At 72.1% G+C, this 18,909-nt stretch carries 15 protein-coding genes; 9 read left to right on the top strand and 6 right to left on the bottom strand.

Features of this window, described 5'->3' with window-relative positions:
* Positions 1–12 precede the first annotated feature (12 nt).
* The 6 genes from ABT034_RS07770 (at position 13) to ABT034_RS07795 (ending at position 7,069) form a co-directional block, all read left to right on the top strand.
* Complete coding sequence (locus ABT034_RS07770; RefSeq protein WP_351212386.1) at positions 13–1,677, top strand: FAD-dependent oxidoreductase; 1,665 nt, start codon at positions 13–15, stop codon at positions 1,675–1,677.
* Entirely contained in the window at positions 1,674–2,237 is a 564-nt protein-coding gene (gene cysC / locus ABT034_RS07775; protein ID WP_351212388.1) for an adenylyl-sulfate kinase, read from the top strand. The genes ABT034_RS07770 and cysC overlap by 4 nt, the downstream gene beginning before the upstream one ends.
* Positions 2,234–3,121 (top strand): sulfate adenylyltransferase subunit CysD, encoded by an 888-nt coding sequence (cysD, locus tag ABT034_RS07780; RefSeq protein WP_351212390.1) that lies wholly within the window; start codon positions 2,234–2,236, stop codon positions 3,119–3,121. The genes cysC and cysD overlap by 4 nt, the downstream gene beginning before the upstream one ends.
* 8 nt (positions 3,122–3,129) lie before the next feature.
* A complete protein-coding gene (locus tag ABT034_RS07785) occupies positions 3,130–4,485 on the top strand; it encodes a sulfate adenylyltransferase subunit 1 (RefSeq protein WP_351212636.1) in 1,356 nt (451 codons plus the stop codon).
* On the top strand, positions 4,482–5,894 hold the full coding sequence (locus tag ABT034_RS07790) for an FAD-binding oxidoreductase (RefSeq protein ID WP_351212392.1): 1,413 nt from the start codon (positions 4,482–4,484) through the stop codon (positions 5,892–5,894). The genes ABT034_RS07785 and ABT034_RS07790 overlap by 4 nt, the downstream gene beginning before the upstream one ends.
* A 146-nt stretch (positions 5,895–6,040) precedes the next feature.
* Positions 6,041–7,069, top strand: coding sequence for a methyltransferase (locus ABT034_RS07795; RefSeq protein WP_351212394.1), 1,029 nt, complete (start codon positions 6,041–6,043; stop codon positions 7,067–7,069).
* Positions 7,070–7,138: 69 nt separating this feature from the next.
* Here the strand turns inward: ABT034_RS07795 and ABT034_RS07800 are convergent, their stop codons facing one another.
* The 3 genes from ABT034_RS07800 to ABT034_RS07810 all read right to left on the bottom strand — a co-directional run bounded on the left by ABT034_RS07800 (position 7,139) and on the right by ABT034_RS07810 (position 9,958).
* Positions 7,139–8,176, bottom strand: a complete 1,038-nt coding sequence (locus tag ABT034_RS07800; protein WP_351212396.1) for an aldo/keto reductase — start codon at positions 8,174–8,176, stop codon at positions 7,139–7,141.
* A gap of 47 nt (positions 8,177–8,223) precedes the next feature.
* Positions 8,224–9,270 (bottom strand): 3-dehydroquinate synthase family protein, encoded by a 1,047-nt coding sequence (locus tag ABT034_RS07805; RefSeq protein WP_351212398.1) that lies wholly within the window; start codon positions 9,268–9,270, stop codon positions 8,224–8,226.
* Between the two features lie 82 nt (positions 9,271–9,352).
* Positions 9,353–9,958 (bottom strand): siderophore-interacting protein, encoded by a 606-nt coding sequence (locus tag ABT034_RS07810; RefSeq protein WP_351212400.1) that lies wholly within the window; start codon positions 9,956–9,958, stop codon positions 9,353–9,355.
* Positions 9,959–10,266: 308 nt separating this feature from the next.
* On the opposite strand from ABT034_RS07810, the gene ABT034_RS07815 reads away from it, so the two are divergent.
* Entirely contained in the window at positions 10,267–11,076 is an 810-nt protein-coding gene (locus ABT034_RS07815; RefSeq protein ID WP_351212404.1) for a shikimate dehydrogenase family protein, read from the top strand.
* Between the two features lie 95 nt (positions 11,077–11,171).
* Here the strand turns inward: ABT034_RS07815 and ABT034_RS07820 are convergent, their stop codons facing one another.
* On the bottom strand, positions 11,172–12,296 hold the full coding sequence (locus tag ABT034_RS07820; protein WP_351212406.1) for a lytic polysaccharide monooxygenase: 1,125 nt from the start codon (positions 12,294–12,296) through the stop codon (positions 11,172–11,174).
* A 376-nt stretch (positions 12,297–12,672) separates the two neighbouring features.
* Positions 12,673–13,695, bottom strand: coding sequence for a LacI family DNA-binding transcriptional regulator (locus ABT034_RS07825; RefSeq protein WP_351212408.1), 1,023 nt, complete (start codon positions 13,693–13,695; stop codon positions 12,673–12,675).
* A 377-nt stretch (positions 13,696–14,072) separates the two neighbouring features.
* Between ABT034_RS07825 and ABT034_RS07830 the strand changes: the two genes are divergently transcribed.
* Positions 14,073–16,658: a glycoside hydrolase family 9 protein gene (locus ABT034_RS07830; protein ID WP_502972842.1), complete on the top strand. Its 2,586-nt coding sequence runs from the start codon at positions 14,073–14,075 to the stop codon at positions 16,656–16,658.
* Between the two features lie 23 nt (positions 16,659–16,681).
* A complete protein-coding gene (locus ABT034_RS07835; protein WP_351212410.1) occupies positions 16,682–18,076 on the top strand; it encodes a cellulase family glycosylhydrolase in 1,395 nt (464 codons plus the stop codon).
* Between the two features lie 92 nt (positions 18,077–18,168).
* On the opposite strand, the gene ABT034_RS07840 is transcribed toward ABT034_RS07835, so the two are convergent.
* Entirely contained in the window at positions 18,169–18,600 is a 432-nt protein-coding gene (locus ABT034_RS07840; RefSeq protein WP_351212412.1) for an MmpS family transport accessory protein, read from the bottom strand.
* Between the last annotated feature and the right edge of the window lie 309 nt (positions 18,601–18,909).

The raw sequence follows: 18,909 nt of genomic DNA on the forward strand, positions 1-18,909 counted from the left end.
GTGGCTGCGGTCATGACCGTACTGGTCGTCGGGGGCGGGCCCACGGGATTGGCGACCGCGCTCTTCCTGGCCCGCGCCGGGGTCGCGGTACTGCTAGTGGAACGCCGCCCCCGCACCTCCACCCTTCCGCGCGCCACCCACGTCAGCAGGCGGACCATGGAGCTGCTGCGGGAGGCCGGGCTCCAGGAGGCGGTGGCGGCGACCGGGTTCGAGGTCGTCGCCGGTGACGATCCGCGCGTGTTCACCGCACCGGACCGGGTGCTGCCCCGGACCGTCGTCGGCGTCCCCTCCCTGTCCGGTCTCGACGCCGCCGAGGTGCTGGAGACCGGCGAGGAGGAACTCTCCGTACCCGGACCGTGCCCGCCGTTCTGGTGCGGACAGCACCGCACGGAGCCGCTCCTGCGCGAGGCCGCGGTGCGGGCGGGCGCGGACGTCCGCTTCGGGGAGGAGCTGACCGGGCTGTCGGTGGGCGACGAGGGGGTGGTGGCGCGGATCCGTCGCGCGGACGGCCGTTCGGTGACCGTGACCGCGCGGTACCTGGTCGCGGCGGACGGCGCGCACGGCTGGATACCCGAGGCCGTCGGCATCGAGCGGGCCGGCCTGGGCACGGTCGCCCGCCGCACCAGCATCCTGTTCCGGGCCGACCTCACCCCGCTGCTCAAGGGCCGCCGGTTCTTCATGAGCATGATCGAGAACCCGGGGTTCTCCGGTGCGGTCATGCAGCTCGACGCGGACCACTGGTGGGCGGCGGCCGTGGAGAGCGAGGCCGTCGGCGGCCCCGGCCGGGACCCCGACCCCGTGCGCTGCCTGGAGCTGGTACGGGCCGCGCTCGGGACCGACGACATCCCGGTGGAGCTGACGGCGACCTTCCACTGGCAGGCCCGGCACCGCATCGCGGAGCGCTTTTCCGAGGGGCCCGTCTTCCTCGTCGGCGACGCCGCCCACCTGCATCCGCCCGCCGGCGGCTACGGATCCAACGCGGGCATCCAGGACGCGCACAACCTGGCCTGGAAACTCGCCGCGGTGCTGCACGGCTGGGCGGGTGCCGCGCTGCTCGACAGCTACGACGCCGAACGCCGTCCGGTGGGCGTCGCGACCGCCGAGCAGGCCCTGCTGCTCGACGGCGTCCCGGGTGAGCGGCTCGGCACCGAGATGCGCGATCCCCGTACCGTCGTCATGGGCTACCGCTACCGTTCGGGCGCGGTCATCGGCGGCGCCGCCGGGCCCGGCGGCGCCCTTCCCGACACCTTCGAGCTGTCCGGCGCGCCCGGCACCCGGCTGCCGCACCTGCCGCTCTTCCCCGGGCGGGACGGCGGTCCCGGGCAGGGCTCCGTCCTCGATCTGTGCGCACCGGACGCCTCCGGCCCGCGGTTCCTGCTGCTCGGCGGCGACGAGGGCTGGAACCGGACCGCGGCCGAGGTCGCCAGGGAGCTGGCGGTCCCGGTCACCGCCCGGGTCCTGCGCCCCCCGGTGCCCCTCGACCGAGTCTGCGGCACCGGCCCGGCCGGCGCCGTGCTGGTGCGGCCGGACGGCTTCGTGGCCTGGCGCTGCACCGCCGCCGAGCCCCTGACCGGTGCCCGGCGGCACCACGTGCTGGCCACGGCCCTGCGGAGGATCCTCCATCCGGTCGCCGCACGCACCGACACCCATCCCCTGACGTCGCGGAGTGGCCGATGAGACACCCGACCGCATACTGCACCTGCTGGCCCGGTGCGACCGTGTGGCTCACCGGGCTGCCGAGTTCCGGCAAGTCGACCATCGCCAGGGCGCTGGCCGACCGGCTGGCGCCGCAGGGCCGCAGGGTGGAGGTCCTGGACGGCGACGAGAACCGGGCCCGGCTCACCGCGGACCTCGGGTTCAGCCGGGAGGACCGGATCGCCAACGTCCAGCGCATCGGCCTGGTCGCGGAGGTCCTGGCCCGCAACGGCATCCTCGCCCTGGTCCCGGTGATCGCTCCCTACGCCGACTCCCGGGCGGCCGTCCGGGGTCACCACGAGCGGTCCGGCACCCCCTACCTGGAGGTCCACGTGGCCACTCCGGTCGAGGTGTGCGCCGAGCGGGACGTGAAGGGGTTGTACGCACGTCAGGCCGCGGGCGACCTGGTCGGGCTGACCGGCGTCGACGACCCCTACGAGGCGCCGCGCGCACCCGATCTCGCCGTCCCGGCCCACCGGCAGCGACCGGAGGAGTCGGCCGGCCTGTTGTTCGACCTGCTCAGCGCACGGGGGCTCGCGTGAACCACACGGTCCAACTGGAGTCGGAGGCCGTCCACATCATCCGGGAGGCGGTCGGCGAGTGCGAGCGGCCGGTGCTGCTGTTCTCGGGCGGCAAGGACTCCGCCGTCGTCCTGCACCTCGCGCTGAAGGCCTTCGCCCCCGCGCCGCTGCCGTTCCCCCTGCTGCACGTGGACACCGGGCACAACTTCCCCGAGGTCATCGCCTACCGCGACCGGACGGTGGCCCGCCACGGACTGCGGCTGCACGTCGCGTCGGTACAGGAGCGCATCGACAGCGGGGAACTGGCGGAGCGCCCCGACGGCAGCCGGAACGCCCTGCAGAGCCCGTGCCTGCTGCGCGCCATCAGGGACGGCCGCTTCCGCGCGGTGTTCGGCGGCGCCCGGCGCGACGAGGAGAAGTCCCGGGCGAAGGAACGGGTGTTCAGCCTGCGCGACGAGTGGGGCGGCTGGGACCCCCGGCGGCAGCGCCCCGAGCTGTGGGAGCTGTACAACAGCCGGCACGGGCCGGGCGAGCACCTCCGGGTGTTCCCGCTGTCGAACTGGACGGAGCTCGACGTCTGGCAGTACATCGGCGACGAACGGATCGAACTGCCCGAGCTCTACTTCGCCCACGACCGGGAGGTCTTCCGGCGCGACGGCATGTGGTTCAGCGCCGGGGACTGGGGCGGACCGGGGGAGGGCGAGCGCGTGGAGAAGCGGCGGGTGCGCTACCGCACGGTCGGCGACATGTCCTGCACCGGGGCCGTCGACTCCGAGGCGACCACGGCGGCGGAGGTCGTCCGGGAGATCGCGGCGTCCGCGCTGACCGAACGCGGCGCCTCCCGTGCCGACGACAAGGCCTCCGAGGCCGCCATGGAGGACCGCAAGCGGGAGGGGTACTTCTAGCCGTGCCGATCACGACACCCACGAATCCGCTCACGGACGGGCCACGACTCCCCACGGACACCACGTTGCTGCGGTTCGCCCTCGCCGGAAGCGTCGACGACGGCAAGTCCACGCTCGCGGGGCGCCTGCTGTACGACTCCAAATGCCTCCTCACCGATCAGCTGGCCGCGATCGGGCAGCCCTCCGGCGCCACGGGCATGGACCTCGCACTGCTGACCGACGGGCTGCGGGCCGAGCGCGAGCAGGGCATCACCATCGACGTGGCGCACCGCTACTTCGCCACCCCCCGGCGCCGGTTCGTCATGGCCGACACCCCCGGACACGTGGAGTACACCCGCAACACGGTCACCGGCGCGTCCACCGCGGACCTCATGGTGATCCTCGTCGACGTCCGCAACGGCGTCGTGGAGCAGTCCCGCCGGCACGCCGCCGTGGCCGCGCTGATGCGGATCCCGCACGTCGTCCTCGCCGTCAACAAGATGGACCTGGTGGACTACGGGGAGCCGGCGTTCACCGCGGTCGCACGGGAGTTCAGGGCGCTGGCACGCGGACTCGGCCTCCCGGAGCCGACCGCGATCCCGATGTCCGCGCTCCGCGGCGACCAGGTCGTCACCCCGTCCGACCGGCTCGCCTGGTACGACGGACCCACCTTGCTGCACCACCTGGAGAGCGTGCCGCCGACCGGCGAACCGGCCGGGGCGGCTGCCCGGTTCCCGGTCCAGTACGTCATCCGGCCGCGTACCGCCGCGCACCCCGACTACCGGGGCTTCGCGGGCCGGATCGCCGCGGGGACGCTCCGCGTCGGGGACCGGGTGACGGTGCTGCCCTCCGGGTCGGCCACCACCGTCACGGGCATCGACGCCCTGGGCGTACCGGTGCGGCAGGCCTCCTCCCCCCAGTCGGTCACGCTGCTGCTCGCCGACAGCGTCGACGTGGCGCGCGGCGACCTCATCGTGGCGGCGGGTCAGGCGCCACCACTGACCCGTACGGTCGAGGCCACGGTCTGCCATCTCCACGAACGGCCACTGCGCCGGGGCGACCGAGTGCTGCTCAAACACACCACCAGGACGGTGCGCGCCCTGGTGGCGGACATCCCCTCACGGCTCGGCCCCAGCCTGCTGGACGAGGAACCGGCACCGGACCGGCTCGCCGTCAACGACATCGGCCGCGTGGTCCTGAGCACGGCCGAACCGCTCGCCCTGGACGCCTACCGGGACTCCCGGCGCACTGGCTCGTTTCTGCTCATCGACCCGGGGGACGGAAGTACGCTCGCCGCCGGCATGGCGGGGCCCGGGCCGATGTCCGGCACGGGCGCCCCCAGCGCCCTCACAGCGCCAGACGACCAGGAAGAGGAAGGCCAGTGAGCAAGTTGAACCCGGCGAACGGACCGGCACTGCCCCCGGGGGCAGTGCGGCGACTCGCGGAGGACGTCAAGGGCCCCGTGCTCTTGCCGGGCGATCCCGAGTACCACGAGCACGTGGACGGCTTCGACCGTGCCGTGGAACACCGGCCCGCGCTGGTCGTCGCCGTCGCGAACGCGGACGACGTGGTGGCCTCGGTCCGTTTCGCGCGCGATCACGGACTGGGCGTCGCCGTCCAGGCCACCGGGCACGGCGCCTGCCTGCCCGCCGACGAGAGCGCGATCTTCCTCGACACCCGCGCGATGGACGGCGTGCACGTGGACCCGGAGCGGCGCACCGCGCGGCTGGAGGCCGGCGTGCTGTGGCAGGACGTCATCCCGCTCGCCGCCGAGTACGGACTCGCCCCGCTGAACGGTTCGGCCCCCTTCGTCGGCGCCGTCTCCTACACCCTGGGCGGTGGCATCGGTGTCCTCTCCCGCCGCTACGGCTACGCCGCCGACCACGTCCGGCGCATCGAAGTGGTCACCGCCGACGGCGAACTCCGCGTCGCCGACGCGGAGGAGAACCCGGACCTGTTCTGGGCGCTGCGCGGCGGCAAGGGCAACTTCGGCGTGGTGACCGCGATCGAGGTCGAGCTGATGGAGGTGTCCCGTCTGTACGGCGGAGGCCTCTGGTTCCCGGCCGAGTCGGTGCGGGACGTGCTCCACCTGTACCGCACGTGGGCCGCCGAGGCGCCGGAGGAGATGAGTTCCTCCTTCTTCATGCTGGACTGGCCGGACGTGGACGGCGTCCCCGACGAGCTGCGCGGCCGCTTCGCCCTGCACCTGCGCCTGTGCTACCTCGGCGACCCGGACGAGGGCGAGCGTCTGATCAGGCCACTCCGGGAGGTCGCCCCCACCCTGCTCGACACGGTCGCCGACATCCCGTACACCCAGGTGGGCAGCATCCACAACGATCCGCCCACGCCCGGCTCCTACTACATCAACAACTTCCAGCTCACCACCTTGGACGAGGGCGCGGTCGAGGCGGTCCTGGCACTGGTCGGACCCGGTACGAAGAGCGCGGTGAGCCTGGAGGTACGCCATCTCGGCGGCGCCCTGTCCCGCCCGCCGCGGGAGCCCAACGCGGTCGCGCACGGGCCCGCGCAGTTCCAGGTGTACTCGGCCGGAGTCCTCGGCATCGGCGAGGACGAGCTCGTGTACGAAGGACACGACCGGGTTCTGGCGACCCTCGCACCGTGGTCGACCGGTACCCGGATGCTGAACTTCATGGCGGGCATCGCCCACACCGATCCCGCGGACGTCCGCGAGGCGTACACGGCCGAGGCGTACGACCGTCTGCTCAGCCTCAAGACGGCCTGGGACCCGGGCAACACGTTCCGGTACAACCACAACATCCCGCCGGCGGCCTAAAGCACGCCCGGCGGATCGTGCCAGGCGTCGCGACCCCTGCCATGATCCGCCGGGCACGCCCCAGAGCCGCCCGGCAGGACCCCGGCGGCCGCGCGCCGCCCCGCTCTGCTCAGCCGATCCCACCCGACGACGATTGCGGAGACCTCATGACCGAGCCCATCGAGACCGTGGATCAGAGCGCCAACCGGCAGATGATGGCAGTGCTCCAAGGGGCGTGGCGGGCGAGGGCCGTTCATGTCGCCGCCGAACTGGGCGTCCCCGACCTGCTGGCCGAGGGCGAGCTCACGGTGGCCGAACTCGCCGAGCGCACCGGGGCACACGCTCCCACCCTGGGCCGGCTCCTGCGCGCCCTGAGCACGTTCGGGGTGTTCCGGCGGCTGCCGGACGGACGGACCTACGCCCAGACGCCGCTGTCGGCGGTGCTGGTGAGCGAGCCGCGCAATCCGGAGTCGGCCGACGCCCGCTTCATGGCGGCCGACTGGCACTGGGCGGCCTGGGGCGACCTGCTGCACACGGTACGCACCGGCGAGTCGTCCTTCGAGAAGGCCAACGGCACCTCGTTCTGGGAGCTGACGAAGAACGACCCGGACGCCAAGCAGCGGTTCAACGCGGCGATGAGCACGGTCTCGGAGTCCGAGAGCGCCGGCATCGCGAGCGCCTACGACTTCTCGGCGGCGGGGCGCGTCGTCGATGTCGCCGGTGGGCTCGGCAGCCTCCTGGCCGCGATCCTCGCCGCGCACCCGACGGTCCGCGGCACGATCCTGGAGCGCCCGGAGATCGTGCCGCTGGCCGAGGAGCTCCTGGCCAAGGCGGGCGTCGACGGACGCTACGAGACCGTCGCCGGGGACTTCTTCGAGGAGATACCGGCCGGGGCGGACCTGTACACGATCAAGCGCGCGCTGCACGACTGGGACGACGACACCATCGTGCGCATACTGGGCCGGATCCGCGAGGCCATGCGCCCCGGCGTGCCGCTGTTGATCATCGAGAGCGTGGTGGACGAGGAATCCGACCAGGAGGCGCTGTTCCGGGGGCTGCTGCTGACGGTGCTGGTCGGTGGCCAGGACCGACCGGAGTCGGACTACCGGACCCTGGCCGAGCGGGCGGGCCTGCGGGTCCGGCGGAGCATCCCGGTCGGCGGCGACCTGCGCATCCTGGAGACCGTCCGGACCTGAGCCCCGCGGACACACGGGAGCCCGGCGCGGCCCCTCCGGCCTGAACGGCCGAGGGGGGCAGTGCCGGGCTTACCCCCGTGCGTTCCGCCGGGGGGTGGGACGGCGGCGCCGCGCGGCGTCGGCCAGCAGCCCCCGGACGGCGTGGTTGTCGGCCGGGTTGAGGTCGCTGCCGGGCGGCACGATCTCGTCGATCCGGTCGAGGACCTCGTCGTCCAGAACCTTCCCGGCACCGGCCAGCAGGTCGGAGAGCTGGTCCGCGGTCCGCGGACCGATGATCACCGAGGTGACGGCCGGGTGGGCCTGGACGAAGGCCAGGGCCAGGTGGGTCAGCGGCATCCCGGCTTCGGCGGCGAGCTCGCGGAGCCGGGCCACCGCCCGGGCCTTGACGGCGTTCGCGGGTACGCCGGGATCGAACCGCCGCGGTTCGAGCACCGTACGGCCCTTGCCGGGTGTGGCGTCGACGTCCGAGAGCCAGCCGGCGCTCAGCGGCCCCCAGGCCAGGACGCCCATGCCGTGCCGCTGCGCGGTCGGCAGCACGTGCATCTCCACGCTCCGGCTGAGGATGGAGTACGCGGGCTGCTCGGAGCGCAGGTGGACATGGCCCCGGCGCTCGGCGGCCCAGCGCGCTTCGACCAGCTGGTCGGCCGGGAAGTTCGACGTGCCGATCGCCCGTACCTTGCCCGCCCTCACCAGGTCCGACAGGGCGGAGAGCGTCTCGTCGATGTCGGTGTCCGGGTCGACCCCGTGCACCTGGTAGAGGTCGATGTGTTCGGTGCCGAGCCGCCGCAGGCTGTCCTCGACGGCCCGCGTGATCCATCGCCGGGAGTTTCCGCGGTGGTTGGGGTCCGGCCCCATCGGCCCGTGGAACTTGGTGGCCAGGACCACGTCGTCGCGACGGCCCCTCAGCGCCTCGCCGACGATCTCCTCGGTGCCGCCCTCGCCGTAGATGTCGGCCGTGTCGACCAGGTTGACCCCGGCGTCCAGGGCCATTCCGATGACCTTCCGTGCCTCCTGCCGGTCCGGGTTGCCCCACGACCCGAACATCATGGTGCCCAGCGCCAGTTCGCTGACCGATATCCCGGTCCCGCCGAGGATGCGCCGTTCCATACTGGTCCGCCCTCCGATCGTCCGACTGCCGTCCCCGCCCGACGGCGTCAGGGCCGGCCCTCCCGGGGCATGCCGGCGAGGGTGCGGCGGACCTCGGCCTCCGGGACGTCCTGCACCAGCTCCACACCCTCCTTCCCGTCGAGTACGAAGCTCAGTCCCCGCGTCGCCTTCTTGTCGAGCCGCAGGAGCGGGACCAGGTCGGCTGCGTCCACCCCCGCGGGCAGCGCGCAGGGCAACCCGTAGGCACGTACGACCTCTTCGTGCTCCGCGACCCGGTCGGCGCCGATCCGCCCGAGGGCACCGGAGAGCCGACCCGCGAACACGGTGCCGATCGCCACGCACTCGCCGTGCCGCAGCCCGTAGTCCGTGGCCCGCTCCAGCGCGTGTCCCAGCGTATGGCCGTAGTTCAGGATGTGCCGCAGGCCCGCGTCGTGTTCGTCGGCGGACACCACCGAGGCCTTGAGCCGTACGCCGGCGGCGATCTGCTCGGCGACCGGCAGCCCGCGCAGGTCTCCGGCTCCGATGAAGTGGGAGCGGGCGATCTCACCGTAGCCGTTGCGCCACTCGCGCTCGGGCAGGGTCCGCAGGTAGTCGGTGTCGCAGAGAACCGCCGCGGGCTGCCAGTAGGCGCCGACGAGGTTCTTGCCCTGCGGCAGGTTCGCCGCGGTCTTGCCCCCGACGCTCGCGTCGACCTGGGCGAGCAGAGTGGTGGGCACATGGATCACGGGTACGCCACGGTGGTAGAGCGCGGCCGCGAGACCGACGATGTCGGTGGTGGTGCCGCCGCCGCAGGAGACGACCACGTCACCGCGGGTGAGCCCGAAGTCGGCGAACGCGCCGCACAGCCGTTCCACCGCGGCGAACGTCTTGTTGTCCTCTCCGTCCGCCAGCGGCACCCGGAGCGCCGGAACTCCCGGGTCCGGCGTCTCGTCCGGTGGCCGGGAGGAGACCACGGCGGCCCGCCGCGCGCCGAGGTCCCGGACCAGTCCGGCGAGCAGGCCGCTGACACCCGGGCCGATGTGGACGGAGTAGGAGCGAGCTCCCAGCGCGACGGGGATGCGCCACACCGCCCCTGACTGCCGTGTACGCGTCATGCGTTGTTTATAACGCTCGCGCCGATCCCACGCGAGAGGGCCTCAGGCGGCCGTGGCCGAGACTGTCGCCCCGCCACCGGCGTCAGATGATGCCGGTGCGGTCGGCCGCCCAGTGCACCTGGGTCCGTACCGCGTAGCGGGGCCAGGCCCGTACACCGCACAGATGGCGCACCACGGCCCGGCAGGTCGTCGCCTCACCCGCGACATAGGCGACTCCCGGCCCGGGCGGCAACTCCAGCCGTCGTACGGCCTCCAGCAGCACCCGCGACCCCACGGCGGAGGCACGGCCCCGGTGCACCCAGGGAATACCGCGCGGACCGTACGGGGCCGAAAACTCACCCTCGGGTCCGGTCGTCTCCAGTACCCCGTGGGCCGCCGCGCCGGCGGGCAGCGCGGCCAGCATGGTCAGCAGCGGGACGGCTCCGGTCTCCTCGCCGATGAAGACGTGGTGGCGGGCTTTGGGATCCAGCGTGATCCGATTGCGCGGCGTCCCCACCCGGGTCCGGTCTCCCGCCGCCACGGAACCCGCCCACCGGCTGCCCGGCCCGCCCGGCCGGTGGAGTGCGATCCGCAGCGTCAGCGTGGCGCGCGACGGGTCGTGCGCCCACACGGAGTACGTCCGAAGCCGCGGCACGCCGTCCGCGTCCGGTACCTCGAGCGGCAGGTGTGCGCCCGGTTTGCTGCGCATGACCCTGAGCGTCGGCCCCGTGAGGGTCAGCTCCCGTATACCCGGGACGACATCACGCACCTCGGAGACCCGCACGTCCAGCATCCGGGTGTCATGGAACCGCCGCCCCGACCCGGCGCCGCGCCGGGGCCCGTCAGAGAAACTCAACCCGTCTCGCCTCACCCTGGCTCGCCCGACCGGTCGGACCCGCTTCTGCCGCTCACCCTACCCGTGTCACACGGGGCCCGTTGCTCCGCCGGCCGCTCGTGGCTAGGGTTCCTGAGGCTCGGGCACACGCGATCTGACCTGAAGATGTCGGAGGGTTCGGCGTGACGACGGAACACCAGCACATCACCGGCAGGACCCGGTTGTTCGCCGTGATCGGAGACCCGGTCGAGCAGGTGCAGGCTCCCACGATGATGAACCCGCTGTTCGCCCGGCTCGGCATCGACGCGGTGCTGGTGCCGGTGCACGCGACACCGGCGGCACTCACCTCCGTGGTCCGGGGACTGCAGAGCAGCGGGAACGTCGACGGACTGCTCGTCACCGTGCCGCACAAGAGGGCCGCCCTGGACCTGGCCGACGAGGTGAGTGCCGCGGCGGCGCTCAGCGACGGCACGAACGCCATGCGCCGGACCCCGGACGGCCGATGGCTGGCCGACAACTTCGACGGCGAGGGCTTCGTCCGCGGACTGCGCTCCGCAGGACACGAACCGGGGGGCCGGCACGTCTGGGTCCTGGGCGCGGGAGGGGCGGGCAGTGCCATCATCGTCTCGCTGCTGTCGGCCGGTGCCGAAGTCACCGTCACCGACCTGGACGAGCACCGGGTGCACACCCTTCTCAAACGGCTGTCACCGCACTTCCCCGGGCGCCTCCACAGCGCCGCGGGCCCCGTGGCGGCGGATCTCGCGGTGAACGCGACCCCGCTGGGCATGCGCCCCGAGGATCCCCTGCCCTTCGAGCCGGCCCTCCTGCCCCCCAGCACGGTGGTGGTCGACATCGTGATGAAGCCCCGCCGCACGGCGCTCTTGCGAACTGCCGAGACGCGAGGCCTCGTGGTCCACTACGGTGCCGCGATGTTGGCCCAGCAGCTGGACCTGTACGTGGACTTCTTCCACCTCGGCAGACGGCTTGCCTGACCCGGGCTCCGGCATCGGAGGGCGGACCACGACCCACCCGCGTCCCGCGCCGGTTCCCGCGCGAGGGCGGGAACCGGCGCGGCTTCCATGAGCGGCTACGGGTTGACGCAGCCGATCGAGCCGACCGGATGGTCGTTGCCGGTCGAGGTCGCCGTGAACCCGAAGGTGACGCTGCCCTCCGGCAGGATGGTCCGGTTGTAGTCGAGGTTCTTGACCGTGACCGTGCCGTCGGATCCCGTGGTCAGCGCACCGTTCCACACGCTGCTGACCCTGGTGCCCGCGCCGGGCGTCCACTTCACGGCCCAGCCGTCACGCGCCGTCGTGTGGTGGTTCATGACCTCGACGGAACCCTGGAAGCCGCCGCTCCAGGAGTTGGTCACCTGGTAGACGGCCATGCACCCGGTGTGCGGGTCGGTGGGCGTCGGAGTCGGGGTCGGGGTCGGTGTCGGCGTCGGGGTAGGGGTAGGGGTCGGAGTAGGTGTCGGCGTCGGAGTGCCGCCCGAGCCGCGGATACCGGTCACCTCGCCGTTGCCGCCGTCGAAGACGATGTCGGAGCAGGAGAAGAAGTTCTCCTGGCTGTCCGAGCGGACCCACTGGATGAACATCACCGCGTCGCCCGAGCGGCCCGAGGGCAGGTTCAGATTCCAGTAGTAGTGGCCACCGTCCGTGCCCGGTGAGCCCGTCTGCGGCGGGTTGGTGACGGTCTCGATGAGATCCAGGTCGTCCCAGCCGAGTTCGGTGCTGGGCGAGTAGCCGGGCTTGGACAGGTAGACCCGGAACGAGCCGGGGTGCGCGGCCCAGTTGCTGTGCTTGATCTGGATCGTCTTCCCGGACGTCAGATGCGTGCGGGGCCAGTCGGAGCGGGCGGCGTTGTATCCGGTGAAGTTGTACGGCGACCGGTCACCGGCGCTGCACAGCTTCCCGTCCGGGACGTAACCCGGCCCTCGCCCGCCGGCGTTGGAGTCGAGCACGGCGAACCAGTTGTACAGCGCGGTCGCGCCGCTCTCGGCGAGTGCCGCCTTGCACGCCGGGTTGGTGGGGTCCAGGGCTCCGGTGCTGGTCTTGGCGTCCAGCCAGCAGAGGTAGGTGCGTGATCCCGGCGTCATCGTCACGCCATGCGCCTGTGCGTTGCCCTGGCCCATTAATGTCAGGGCGATTCCGCCGAGCAGCGTCGCGAACACCGCCGCCAGGGAAGCAAGTTGTTTCCTGCGTCGAGCCATGGTGTCTCCTGTGCCTGTGTGGGGACCGGTGGAGCGGGATCGGCGGGGACGCCGAACCGTCTACGATTTGGGAGCGCTCCCACCCATGGGTTCGTAGGGGACTGTAAGAGCGGCGCTCTGCTCTGACAACCCATCGGGACAGAGATGCGTCGAGCGGATTCCGAAACGGCAGGCCGGAGACGGCGAGGAGATGTCGTCGATGCTCGGCGGCATGTGCCAGCCGATTGGGAGCGCTCCCGAAACCGTCACGGCTGGTTCGGGACGGTACCGGTGATGCCGACGGTCGGCGGGTGCGCCGGTACCGCGGCGGCCGAGGCGGCGCCGGTCGGGGGGCGCACCTGGTGCCACGGCGGCCTTCGTGGCGTGCGCAGACGCCTCAGGCCGACTCGCGCACCACCAACCGCGTCCGCAGGATCACATGGCGCCAGGCCACCTCCGGCTGCGCCATCTCCTCGAGGAGCAGCCGCACCATGGTCCGGCCGATCTCCTCCATCGGCTGGCGGACCGTCGTCAGCGGCGGCTCCGTCTGCTCGGCCAGCTCGAAGTCGTCGAAGCCGACCACCGCCACGTCCTGCGGCACCCGGCGCCCCGCCGCACGCAGGGCGGCCAGCGCCCCGGCGGCCATGCTGTCCGACGCGGCGAAGACGCCGTCGACCTCCGGGTGGCGCTCGATGAGCCCGGCCATCGCCCGCCGCCCGCTGGCCTCCGTGAAGTCGCCCTCCACGACCAGGGACGGCAGCTCGACGAGCCCGGCGTCGCCCAGCGCCTCCCGGTAACCGCGCAGCCTGCACTGGGCGACGTACATCTCGGGCGGGCCCGTGATCGCGGCGATGACCTGCCGCCCGCCACCCACCAGATGGCCGACCGCGGCCCGCGCACCGCCGACGTTGTCCGCGTCCACGTAGGTCACCCGCTCGTCCCCCGAGCGCCTGCCGAGGAGCACCGTGGGCAGGCCGGCGTCGGCGAGCATGTCCGGCAACCGGTCCTCGGCCCGCACGGACATCAGCAGCGCCCCGTCGACCCGGCCGCCGCGGAGGTACTCCACGAGCCGCTGCCGCTCGGCGTCCGTGCGGACGAGGGTGAGCAGCAGCTGAACGCCCGCCTCGTCCAAGGCGTCGCCGACCGCCCGCGCGATCTCCGAGAAGAACGGCTCTCCGAACAGCCGCCAGTCCGACTTCGTCATCACCAGGGCGACGGCGCCCGCCCGCCGCCCGGCCAGGGAACGCGCGGCCAGGTTGGGCACGTAACCCAGTTCGTCGATGGCGCGCTGTACGGCATGGCGGGTGGACGCCTTGACGCCCGACGCGCCGTTGATCACCCGGGAGACCGTGCCCCGCCCCACTCCGGCAAGGGCCGCCACTTCCTCCAGCGTCGGTGTGCCGGAACCTCGCTTCAGCATGCTCCCACCCCCAAGAACACCCGATCCTACGGCCAGACGGGTGCGGTGCCGCATGTCCCGACGGTCCGTCAGGTACCGTGCGGGCGCGGAGTGTCGCCGTGCCCGATCCGGGCGCGGCCACCCGTCGCGGCCGGTGTCCCGCGAACCCGGCGGCGGCGGCGAATCCGGTCCAACAGCTTGACGGCGCATCTCGCGACCACGAGATTGGGAGCGCTCCCACTCTGAGCCGCACCGCCGGACACCACCCGGTGCCCCGGTCACCGCGTGCCTTTCCCCTCCCCGTAAAGGACTTCAGTGTGTCGCGACATCAGCCCCCCTCCTCCCCCCAGCCCCGTCCGTACCGCCGCCGGGGCCGCTCCGGACGCGTGAGCGTGTTGATGGGCGCGGCGGCCACCGCCGGGATGGTGGCCGCCGGCCTGGTCACACCCGCCGGTGCCGCCGCACCCGTGGACGACCCGCCCGAGGTCATCGTCAACGGGGACTTCTCCGCGGGCACCGCCCCCTGGTGGTCGACGGCCAACAGCCCCGTCGCGGTCGTGGACGGACGCCTGTGCGCCGATGTCCCCGCGGGCACGGCCAATCCCTGGGACGCCATCGTCGGGCAGAACGGGCTCGCCCTCGTCGCGGGCGAGGCGTACACGCTGAGCTACACGGCGACGTCCACCGCGCCGGTCACCATCCGCGCCAACGTGCAGATGGCGACCGAACCGTGGAGCACGGAACTCTCCACCGTGCAGCCGGTCGGGACGACCGCCGAACGCGTCACCGAGACCTTCACGGCCGGAGCCGACCACACGGCCGCTCAACTCGCCTTCCAGATCGGGGGCAGCGCCGAGGCCCTCACCTTCTGCGTCGACGACGTGTCGCTGCGCGGCGGGACCGCGCCACCACCGTACGAACCGGACACAGGATCGCCGGTCCGGGTCAACCAGGTCGGGTACCTCACCCACGGCCCCAAGGGCGGCACCTTCGTCACCGACGAGACCGGCCCGCTGCCCTGGACGCTCGACTCGGCCGACGGGACGCGCCTCGCCGGCGGTACCACCACTCCGGCGAGCGTGGACACCCCCTCGCGGCAGAACGTCCACACCTTCGACTTCAGCGCGGTCACCACGCCGGGGGAGGGCTACACCGTCACGGTGGCGGGGCAGAGGAGTGAGCCGTTCGCCATCGGCGACGACCTGTACGCGTCGCTGCGCACCGACGCGCTCGCGTACTTCTACCACAACCGCAGCGGCATCGAGATCGACGCGGACATCGTGGGCGAGCGGTACGCGCGGCCGGCCGGCCATGTGGGGGTGAGCCCCAACCAGGGCGACAACGACGTGCCCTGCCAGCCGGGTGTCTGCGACTACCGCCTCGACGCGGCAGGGGGCTGGTACGACGCCGGCGACCACGGCAAGTACGTCGTCAACGGCGGTATCGCCGTCGCTCAGCTGATGTCCACGTTCGAGCGGACCCTGTACGAGGAGACCGCCGACGCCGGGCCGCTCGGCGACGGCCGCCTCCGGCTTCCCGAACACGGCAACGCGACTCCCGACATCCTCGACGAGGCCCGCTGGGAGCTGGAGTTCCTGATGCGGATGCAGGTGCCCGCCGGGAAGCCGCTGGCCGGCATGGCCCACCACAAGCTGCACGACAAGGCGTGGACGGGACTGCCGACCCGGCCGGACCGCGACCCCCAGCCGAGGGAACTCCACCCGCCGACCACGGCGGCCACCCTCAACCTGGCGGCCACCGCCGCCCAGTGCGCCCGGCTCTTCCAGGTCTACGACGCGGACTTCGCCGCGCAGTGCCGGTCGGCCGCGCGAACGGCGTGGACGGCGGCCAAGGCCCACCCGGCCGTCCTCGCCGATCCCCAGGACGGCACGGGCGGTGGCGCCTACCCCGACGACGACGTGCGGGACGAGTTCTACTGGGCGGCGGCGGAGCTCTTCCTCACCACCGGCGAGGACGCGTACCGCCAGGAGGTCCTGCGCTCCCCGCTGCACGGTGACACCGACGCGGTCTTCCCGCGCGGCGGCATGTCCTGGGGGGCGGTCGCCGGGCTCGGCGCCCTGAACCTCGCGACCGTGCCGAGCAGGCTGTCCGCCGACCAGCTCACGACGGTACGCGGCATGGTGACCGAAGCCGCCGACGGTTACGCGGCCGACTCGGCCGGAGCCGCGTACGGCCTTCCGTACGCGCCCGGTGACGGGCACTACGTGTGGGGTTCGAACAGCCAGGTCGCCAACAACATGGTCGTCCTCGGCACGGCGCACGACCTGACCGGCAGGACCGTCTACCGGGACGCCGCGCTGCGCGGGCTGGACTACCTGCTGGGCCGCAACGCGCTGAACCAGTCCTACGTCACCGGATACGGCGAGCGGGACGCGCGCAACCAGCACCACCGGTTCTGGGCCAACCAGCTCGACCCCGCTCTGCCGAACCCCGCCCCCGGATCCCTGGCCGGCGGTCCGAACGACGCCATCCAGGACCCGGTCGCGCAGGCCAAACTGAAGGGCTGCGCACCGTCGATGTGCTACATCGACGACATCGAGTCCTGGGCCACGAACGAGATCACCATCAACTGGAACGCCCCGCTCGTCTGGGTCGCGTCCTACGTGGACGATCTGGGGAGCGGTGCGCCCCGCAAGGCGCAGTGCGAGGTCAGCTACACCTCGCAGCGCTGGGGCGGCGGTTTCACCACCCACGTCGTGGTGAAGAACACCGGCGCGTCGGCCATCCAGCCCTGGAAGCTCGACTGGACCTTCGCCGACCAGCAGCGGGTGACCGATCCGTGGGGCGCCGAGGTCCGGCAGAGCGGCCCCCGGGTCACTGCCGAGGCGCTGAGCTGGAACGCCCGGCTCGCGCCCGGCGGCACCGTGCGGTTCGGCTTCAACGGCCGGTCCACCGGCCTCGTGAACGACCCGAAGGTCTTCCGACTGAACGACCGGGCCTGCGGGACGCCGGCACAACGATGACACGTCACACGAGGAGCAACGCGATGAAGCGACGCCTTCCGGCTTTACTGGCGGCCTGCGCGACGGCCCTGGGTCTCACGGCCCTGACCGGCCCCGAGGCGGTGGCCGCCGGCGGATGCAAGGTCGACTACACGGTCACCAGCCAGTGGCAGGGCGGCTTCCAGGCCGCAATGAAGATCACCAACCTGGGTGAGCCCCTCACCGGGTGGACGCTCAGGACCACCATGCCGGACACCGGGCAGAAACTCGTCCAGGGCTGGAACGCCACCTGGTCGCAGTCCGGCTCCACGGTCACCACCGCCGGTCTCGACTGGAACCGCACGCTGGCCACCGGCGCGGCGGCCGACGTGGGATTCGTGGGCTCCTTCACCGGCGCCAACCCGAAGCCCACGGCGTTCACCCTCAACGGCGTCGCCTGCACGGGCTCCGTCGTGGAGCCCCCGCCCGGAGGCGAGGAGCCCCCGCCCGTCCCGGGCACCGGCACCCCCGTGGACGTCAACGGCAAGCTCCACGTCTGCGGCGTGAACCTGTGCAACCAGTACAACCGCCCCGTACAGCTGCGCGGGATGAGCACGCACGGCATCCAGTGGTTCAGCAAGTGCTACAACACCGCGTCCGTGGACGCGCTGGCGAAGGACTGGAAGTCGGACCTGCTGCGCATCGCCATGTACGTGCAGGAGAGCGGCTACGAGACCGACCCGGCGGGCTTCACCAGCCGGGTGAACAGCCTCGTCGACATGGCCGAGGCCCGCGGCATGTACGCGATGATCGACTTCCACACCCTCACACCGGGCGACCCGAACTACAACCTCGAGCGCGCGAAGACGTTCTTCGCGTCCGTCGCGGCCCGCAACGCCGACAAGAAGCACGTGATCTACGAGATCGCCAACGAGCCCAACGGTGTGAGCTGGACGGCCATCAAGAGCTACGCCGAGCAGGTCATCCCGGTGATCCGGGCGGCCGACCCGGACGCCGTCGTCATCGTCGGCACCCGCGGCTGGTCCTCGCTCGGCGTCTCGGACGGCTCCAACGAGAGCGAGGTCGTCAACAATCCCGTCAACGCCACCAACATCATGTACGCGTTCCACTTCTACGCCGCGAGCCACAAGGACAACTACCGTGCGACGCTGAGCCGGGCCGCCTCCCGACTGCCGCTGTTCGTCACCGAGTTCGGCACGGTGAGCGCCACCGGCGGTGGAGCGATGGACCGGGCGAGCACCACGGCCTGGCTGGACCTGCTCGACCAGCTGAAGATCGGCTACGCGAACTGGACGTACTCCGACGCCAACGAAAGCAGCGCGGCGTTCAAGCCCGGCACCTGCAACGGCGGCAACTACAGCAGCAGCGACGTGCTGACCGAATCGGGCGCGCTCCTCAAGGCCCGGATCAGCACTCCTGACAACTTCCCCACCAGCTGACCGAGGACAGCTCCGCCTCCTCGTGACGGCCCGTCGGATCCCCCGGCGGGCCGTTTCGGCACGGGGGACCTGGAGCGCCGGGCTGCGCTCCCTCAGCCCGGCGTCCCCGTGCAGGTGGCCCGGCCGAACGTGCCGGTCGCCGTGGCACGTTGGACGTGCCGGCCGCGAACGGCCAGGGCGCACGTGGCCTGTCCGCCCTTCGCGTCGAGGACGACGCCGACCGTGGGAGCCTTACCCTTCGGAGCCCTTACGGTCTTCTTCCACGGCAGAACCACTCCCTGCTCGACCACGGCCTCGCCCGCGTCGCCGCCACCGAGATACGAGATGTCGGCGGTGCCGTTGCCGGACACCTCGTACGTGACCTCGGCCGTCTCCGCGGCGGCGGGCGGCGGCTTCTCCTCGTCGGCCAGGACCCCGTAGCCGACGACACCTCCGCACAGCAGCAGAACGACAGCGGCGGCCACGGCGAGCAAGGCACCCCGGCGGCCGCTGCGCCGATTCATGCCGGAGTTCACCGAATCCACGCCCGTCGTCTCCTTGCCCGCCTCATTCCCCTCCCGTATTCCGTTCGTCTCCGGCTCTGCGTTCTCCGAGGATTCTGACGATGGCATGGGTTGTCTCGGCTTTCGGTACGAGGACGGATGCGGAACCGGCCGTTTATACATGATTTCTTGCCGCCGGGGCGAGCAGCCGGAGAGATCGGGCGAAGCAGTCATAGCGGGAGACCGGGCGATTGTCGTGTTTGCGGCGGAATTTCGCGTGGCTTGACATGACGTCCCGTCAATCTCTAGACCTCACCTCGTATGGGCGGACCCGCCGATGCACTCCTCTCG

It is taken from the genome of Streptomyces sp. NPDC002773, assembly GCF_040295605.1.
Taxonomy (GTDB): domain Bacteria; phylum Actinomycetota; class Actinomycetes; order Streptomycetales; family Streptomycetaceae; genus Streptomyces.